Source organism: Hydrogenophilus islandicus, assembly GCF_054657095.1.
The window spans coordinates 25460-31472 of record NZ_BAAHXE010000027.1; the positions used below are offsets into that span (position 1 = coordinate 25460).

Annotated in this window: 8 protein-coding genes; 5 read left to right on the top strand and 3 right to left on the bottom strand. The window is 64.4% G+C overall.

What is annotated here, in order from left to right; translation table 11 throughout:
• The first annotated feature begins 16 nt into the window (after positions 1–16).
• Both mpl and ACYQ6T_RS08245 read left to right on the top strand, forming a co-directional pair.
• A complete protein-coding gene (mpl, locus tag ACYQ6T_RS08240; protein WP_459829869.1) occupies positions 17–1435 on the top strand; it encodes a UDP-N-acetylmuramate:L-alanyl-gamma-D-glutamyl-meso-diaminopimelate ligase in 1419 nt (472 codons plus the stop codon).
• Positions 1432–2073: a DNA-3-methyladenine glycosylase family protein gene (locus ACYQ6T_RS08245; protein WP_459829850.1), complete on the top strand. Its 642-nt coding sequence runs from the start codon at positions 1432–1434 to the stop codon at positions 2071–2073. Before mpl ends, ACYQ6T_RS08245 begins: the two co-directional genes overlap by 4 nt.
• On the opposite strand, the gene ACYQ6T_RS08250 is transcribed toward ACYQ6T_RS08245, so the two are convergent.
• The 3 genes from ACYQ6T_RS08250 to ACYQ6T_RS08260 are packed head-to-tail and all read right to left on the bottom strand — an operon-like array spanning position 2067 to position 3686.
• Positions 2067–2708 (bottom strand): BON domain-containing protein, encoded by a 642-nt coding sequence (locus ACYQ6T_RS08250; protein ID WP_459829852.1) that lies wholly within the window; start codon positions 2706–2708, stop codon positions 2067–2069. The genes ACYQ6T_RS08245 and ACYQ6T_RS08250 overlap by 7 nt on opposite strands.
• Entirely contained in the window at positions 2705–3265 is a 561-nt protein-coding gene (locus ACYQ6T_RS08255) for a phosphoheptose isomerase family protein (protein ID WP_459829854.1), read from the bottom strand. The genes ACYQ6T_RS08250 and ACYQ6T_RS08255 overlap by 4 nt, the downstream gene beginning before the upstream one ends.
• A 10-nt stretch (positions 3266–3275) precedes the next feature.
• Positions 3276–3686 (bottom strand): YraN family protein, encoded by a 411-nt coding sequence (locus ACYQ6T_RS08260; protein ID WP_459829856.1) that lies wholly within the window; start codon positions 3684–3686, stop codon positions 3276–3278.
• 16 nt (positions 3687–3702) lie between these two features.
• Between ACYQ6T_RS08260 and rsmI the strand changes: the two genes are divergently transcribed.
• The 3 genes from rsmI to ACYQ6T_RS08275 form a co-directional block, all read left to right on the top strand.
• On the top strand, positions 3703–4599 hold the full coding sequence (rsmI, locus tag ACYQ6T_RS08265) for a 16S rRNA (cytidine(1402)-2'-O)-methyltransferase (protein WP_459829858.1): 897 nt from the start codon (positions 3703–3705) through the stop codon (positions 4597–4599).
• Positions 4592–5677, top strand: a complete 1086-nt coding sequence (gene pyrC / locus ACYQ6T_RS08270; RefSeq protein WP_459829861.1) for a dihydroorotase — start codon at positions 4592–4594, stop codon at positions 5675–5677. Before rsmI ends, pyrC begins: the two co-directional genes overlap by 8 nt.
• Positions 5649–6013: hypothetical protein (locus ACYQ6T_RS08275; protein ID WP_459829865.1), on the top strand; the 365-nt coding region annotated here is incomplete at its 3' end. The genes pyrC and ACYQ6T_RS08275, both read left to right, overlap by 29 nt.

The window sequence follows — 6013 nt, forward strand, 5'->3', positions numbered from 1 at the left end:
AAGGTGAGTGGCGACGATGCATCTCCATATTCTCGGGATGGGTGGGGTCTTCATGGCGGGCGTGGCGATCCTCGCGAAAGCACTGGGCCACCGCGTCACCGGTTGCGACGGGCCGCTCTATCCCCCGATGAGTGAGGTGTTGGCCCAAGCGGGGCTGACACCGATCGAGGGATACAATGCCGAGCAGTTGAAGTTAGGCGCTGACCTCTATATCGTTGGAAACGCCGTCTCCCGCGGTAATCCCTTGCTGGAGGCGATCCTCGATGCGGGGTTGCCGTTTGTTTCCGGCCCCCAGTGGCTTGCCGAGAACGTTTTGCGCAACCGGTGGGTCGTCGCGGTGAGTGGTACCCATGGGAAAACGACGACGACCGCGATGGTCGCCCACATTTTGCGTGCGGCTGGGTTCGATCCGGGGTATCTGATCGGCGGCGCGGCACTCGGGTTCGACATGCCGGCCGCGTTGGGAAGCTCTCCCTTTTTCGTCATCGAAGCGGACGAATACGACACCGCTTTTTGCGATAAACGGGCGAAGTTTATCCACTATCGACCGCGGACGCTGGTGATCAACCACCTCGAGTTCGACCACGCCGATATCTATCCCGATTTGGCCGCGATCGAGACCCAATTCCACCATCTCATTCGCACGATGGCGCGCACCGCCCAAGTGATCGCCCGCGCCGATGTCGCGGCGATCGACCGGGTCTTGGCGCGCGGCGTCTGGTCCGAGGTGGTCCGCTTTGGGTGGAATCCCGCATCCGACACCGCCAGTAGGCCGCAACAGGGGGCGGGGAGTGGCGGTCAGGAGCCGATCTGGCAGGTGCAGCAAGATGGGGAGCGGGTGGCCTTCAGCTACGACGGTCGGGGGGTCGGTGAGGTGGTTTTGCCTTTGCCCGGGCAGCACAACGCGCTTAACGCACTCGCTGCCGTTGCTGCCGCGAGCCACGCCGGGGTTCGTCCTGAGGCGGCTGTTGCGGCATTGGCAGAGTTTAGAGGAGTGCGACGCCGGCTCGAGCGGGTCGGGGAGGCGGCGGGGGTCGTCGTCTATGACGATTTTGCCCACCACCCGACCGCGATCGCCGCGACGTTGGCGGCGCTCAAGCCCCTGGTGCGCGGGCGGTTGATTGCCCTTTTTGAGCCACGGTCGAACACGATGAAGCGGGGGGTGATGCAGCAGGAGCTTCCGGGGGCGTTGGCCGATGCCGACCTCGTCTTTGGCTACGCGGAGGGACTCTCGTGGGATCTGGCGGCAGCATTGGCGCCGCTCGGTGCGCGAGCGCACGTGGCTACCGAGATCGAGGCGCTTGTGGCGGAGCTCTCTCGCGTCGCGCAGCCTGGGGACACGGTGGTGGCGATGAGTAACGGGGCGTTTGCCGGCGTCCATCAAAGACTCTTGGCGGCGCTTGCGGCTAAAGAACGGATGAAAGCCACGGGATGAAGAAGCCAAGCGGCTGGATCCATCCCCCTTACTGGGCCGAGGCGTGTGCCGAGCTGAGCGCACGCGACGAGGTCCTTGCGGAATTGATCGCTGGGACCGATGGCGAGTTGTTGGGGTCACACGGCGACCCCTTTGTGACGCTCGCGCGCGCGATTGTCGGGCAGCAGGTCTCGGTCCTCGCCGCCGATCGCTTGTGGGCACGGCTTTCCGCTGCGCTGGGCGGTTCGGTGACTCCGGAAGCGGTTTTGGCGGCTGATGGGGGGGTCTTGCGCAGTGCGGGACTCTCGGCAAGAAAGGTCGAATATCTCCACGATCTCGCCCACCGCCTCCAGACGGGGCAGCTTCACCCCGAGGCATGGCCGGCGATGAGCGACGAGGAGGTGGTTGCGGAGCTGACCGCGGTGCGCGGCATCGGGCGCTGGACCGCCGAGATGGTGCTGATCTTCCACCTCCTTCGCCCCGACGTCTGGCCGGCCGACGATCTGGGGCTGCGTAGAGCTTTGGTTGCACGCTACCCGATCGCCCCGCCCCAGTCGCTGCGTGGGTGGCGCGCGCTCGGGGAGCAGTTCCGCCCGTGGCGAACCGTGGCTACCTGGTACCTCTGGCGGAGCCTCGATCCGGTTGCGGTCGTTTATTGAGGTGCGGAGCCCTTCGCCGGTTGTTGGGACGCGAGGCTGTCGAGCCGTTTGGCCTCCTCATCGCTGATGAACTCAAAGACGCGAACGACCCGTTTGACGCCCGAGGTGGTCCGGGCGACATAGGTCGCCGCCTCTCCCTCCCGTCGGGTGACGAGCCCCATCAGATAGACCACCCCTCCTTCGGTGACCACCTTGATGAGGTGGGCACGCACGTCGCGATTACCCACCAGGCGCGCTTTGACTTGCGTGGTGATCGAGGTGTCGTTGGTTCGTGCTCCCAGCGTCGAGGGGGGGGCAATCACCAGCTCGTTGACGACCGAGCGGACATTTTTGGTGTTGCGGGCAAGCGCCTCGGCGCGCTGCCTTGCGGATTCGTTCGGGACCTCACCGGTGAGGAGCACGATCCGGTTGTAGGAGGTGACATTGACGTGGGCAGCGTCGCCCAACGCCTGCTGGATGGCGTTGCCGATTTTCCATTCGAGTTCTTCGTCCTCGACAATCGTGCCCGCCGTCCGACGGTCGGCAGCCACTGCGGCTGTCGCAGCAACGCCGGTGGCCGCGACCGGGAAGCAGCCGGACAGCGTCGGGGTGAGGAGGGTAACGGCAAGCGCAAGAGGTAAGAGGGTACGGTTCATGCCCATTCTCCAAAAAGGATCTGTTCCCAAGCTTCGATCAGGGTGTTGAGGGTAAAAAGGAGGAGTTCGTCGTGCGCCGCAGCGGGGAGGTCAGGGAAGGCGATCGGGACATCCTCGCCACGCAGTTGCGACCAGATGTGTTCGTCGGGATCATAGCCGACGACGATGAGCGGACACCCCACTTCCAGCGCGGTGCGAATCGCCGCGCGTGGGGTGTCACTCTTCATCCGCCCAAGGAGCACGAGGAGGCAATCGCCCGGGTTGGCAAGCACATCGAGCGGGTGTCCATGGGGGGGAAGCGTCGCGTTTCCCGGGAGGTGTACGGCAGCAAAGGGGGGACGCTCGCGCGCTAGGCCATACCACAGCCGGTCGACGAAATGGCTCGCGAGATGGTGAATCTCAGGGCTGCTCACGACCCAGAGGCGCTGCCCCGCAAGCACCGTCTGGGCAAGAACCTCAGCGGCAGCGGCAAGGGGCGGCGCAAGGAGGTCGGTCACCTCGCGCAGGAGCCCTTGCTGAAACGCAAAACGGTCGCTCAACGCTTCGATCAGATCCATGAGAGCGAGTTTACCAGGGGGCGAGGTCGAATGCGTTGGCAAGCCATTCGGGGGTTTCGTCCTCTCCGGAAAAGGCGAGGAGGTCGCAGCGCATCGCGCGGTGGCTGTGTTGGCGACCGACAGGTCCAGCGAGCCAGTAGCGGATCGCCGCAGAGATCCGCTGCTGTTTGGTCGCGGTGACGCTTTCAATCGCCGAGCCAAAGCGCGCCGAGCGACGTTGCCGCACTTCGATGAAGACGAGCGTCTCGCCGTCGAGCGCAATTAGGTCAATCTCGCCGCGGCGGCAGGTGACGTTGCGCGCAATGACTCTCCACCCTTGGCGGCGACACCACGCTGCGGCGATCTCCTCGAATCGCGCCCCTTTACTGCGGGCTGTTGGTGCAGCTTCTGGGCAAGATGTGCGAGAATGGGCAGAGGTCATCGGGAGGGAGGCTCGGATGGGGAGTGACTGGCAGGCGTTGGTTGCAGAAGCACCGTGGCGCCTTGCGACGCCCGCATTGTACGTCGTCGCGACGCCCCTTGGCAACCGCTACGATTTGTCGATCCGGGCGTTGGCCGTTTTGTCGGGCGTTGCCGGGATCGCTGCCGAGGATACCCGGGTAACGGGGCGGTTGCTCGCCAGTTGGGGTATCAATACGCCGTTACTGCCCGTTCATGATCATAACGAACGGGCGGCTGCGGAACTCCTGTGTGCGCGCCTTGCGGCGGGCGAGCACTGGGCTTTGGTGAGTGACGCGGGAACACCCGCAGTTTCGGACCCGGGGGTCAAGGTGGTGGCGCAGGTGCGCGAACGGGGTTTTCCGGTGGTTGCGATTCCGGGGCCCAGCGCGGTGACTGCAGCGATTTCGATCTCGGGGTTCGGCGAAGAGGGGTTCGCTTTCCGGGGGTTTTTGCCGGTCAAAGCGGCGCAGCGCCGTGCGGCAATTCGCGACGCAACGGCGGGGGATCTGACGACGGTTTGGTTCGAAGCACCCCATCGCATCGTCGAGACGTTACGCGATCTTGCCGACATTCTTGGGGGGGATCATCCGCTCTTTCTGGCGCGGGAGATGACCAAGCGCTTCGAAGAGAGCGTGCGGGGGACAGTCAGTACGGTCGAAGAGTGGCTTGCAGCGCGGCATGAGCGGCAGCAGGGGGAGTTTGTCTTGGTGGTTCCCCCGCGCGAAAGTCTCCATCAGCGCGAAGAGGAGGCGCACGCCTGGTGTGCCCGTTTTCTCGCCGCTGGGGTGGCCCCCTCTGAAGCGGTTCGCTGGGCCGCGGAGCTTTTTCGTGTTTCCAAGAACCAGTTGTATGATTGGGTGATCGCACAGAGAAGGGATCATCAAGGTGAGTGAGCGTATCATTTTGCCGCGCCCGGACGATTGGCATCTCCACGTGCGCGATGGCGCAGCGCTTGCTGCGGTCGTTCCGCACACCGCGGCAGTTTTTGGCCGGGCGTTGATCATGCCCAATCTCAAGCCTCCGGTGGTGACGGTGGCCGATGCGCTCGCCTACCGGGAGCGGATTCTCCAGGTGGTGCGCCCATTGCCCGGTGCGGCGGCCCATTTTACGCCGGTGATGACGCTCTATCTCACCGAGGCGACGCCGGTTGCCGAGATCGATCGTGCGGCAGAGACGGGGGGACTGGTTCGGGCGGTGAAGCTCTATCCGGCGGGGGCGACGACCAATGCCGAGAGCGGAGTCCGGCGGATTGAAGCGGTCTATCCGATTTTGGCGCGCATGGAGGAGCGGGGGATTGTCCTCTGCGTCCACGGTGAGGTGACCGACCCCGACGTGGACGTTTTTGATCGCGAGGCACGCTTCATCGAACGGGTGCTTGCGCCGATCGTCGATCGTTTTCCCCGCCTCAATGTGGTGCTCGAGCACATTACCACCGCCGATGCGGTCGATTTTGTCGCCTCCGCCTCGGAGCGTGTCGCAGCGACGATCACCGCGCACCATCTCCTCTACAACCGCAACGCCCTCTTTCAGGGGGGAATTCGGCCCCACTACTACTGCCTCCCGGTGCTGAAGCGCGAACGTCATCGTCAAGCGCTGCTTGCCGCGGCCACCAGCGGCAATCCCAAGTTTTTCTTGGGGAGCGACTCAGCACCCCACGCGAAGAGCACCAAGGAGGCCGCATGCGGTTGCGCGGGCTGTTACACTGCCTACGCGCTCCTTCCCCTCTACGCCAAAGCCTTCGCTGAGGCTGGGGCACTCGAGCGACTCCCCGATTTTGCTTCCCGTTTTGGTGCTGAGTTTTACGGCCTCCCCGTGGCAAAAGAGTCGGTCACCCTGGTCCGCCGCCCATGGCAGATTCCGGAAGCGTTACCCTATCTCCCGGGTGACCCGCTGGTGCCCCTTGCCGCGGGGGAGATGATCGACTGGCAGGTGGAGGTGAGCGATGAAGCAAACCGTTCGGCGTTGGGGTGAGCGACAGGGGGCGCGCATCACGCTCTTTGCGCTCGCCGTCGCTGCAGCTTTTCTTTCCGGTTGCGAAAACTCGGCAACCGCCTACCCGATTGACGGTCGCGAACACGCCCTGATCCTGGTGCGCGAGCAGCGGCTCCCTTTTGCCGCGATTGAGCAGTTCGTCGTCACGAGTAGGCTACCCGTCTGTCAGCGACGATGGCAGATTCAGAGCGACGCCTCGCCGATGACGCCGATGCGTCTCTACGCTGCCGGGGATCTTCTGTGGGCGCTCGAGCAGAAGGGGCGGTGGTATCTGGCATCGACCGAAGATTGCAAGGTGCAGCGCTGGGAGCGTCC

Excerpts from the sequence above, each read along its gene's own strand:
- mpl (WP_459829869.1), top strand. The coding sequence starts at position 17 with ATGCATCTCCATATTCTCGGGATGGGTGGGGTCTTCATGGCGGGCGTG.
- ACYQ6T_RS08245 (WP_459829850.1), top strand. The coding sequence starts at position 1,432 with ATGAAGAAGCCAAGCGGCTGGATCCATCCCCCTTACTGGGCCGAGGCG.
- ACYQ6T_RS08250 (WP_459829852.1), bottom strand. The coding sequence starts at position 2,708 with ATGAACCGTACCCTCTTACCTCTTGCGCTTGCCGTTACCCTCCTCACC.
- ACYQ6T_RS08255 (WP_459829854.1), bottom strand. The coding sequence starts at position 3,265 with ATGGATCTGATCGAAGCGTTGAGCGACCGTTTTGCGTTTCAGCAAGGG.
- ACYQ6T_RS08260 (WP_459829856.1), bottom strand. The coding sequence starts at position 3,686 with ATGACCTCTGCCCATTCTCGCACATCTTGCCCAGAAGCTGCACCAACA.
- rsmI (WP_459829858.1), top strand. The coding sequence starts at position 3,703 with ATGGGGAGTGACTGGCAGGCGTTGGTTGCAGAAGCACCGTGGCGCCTT.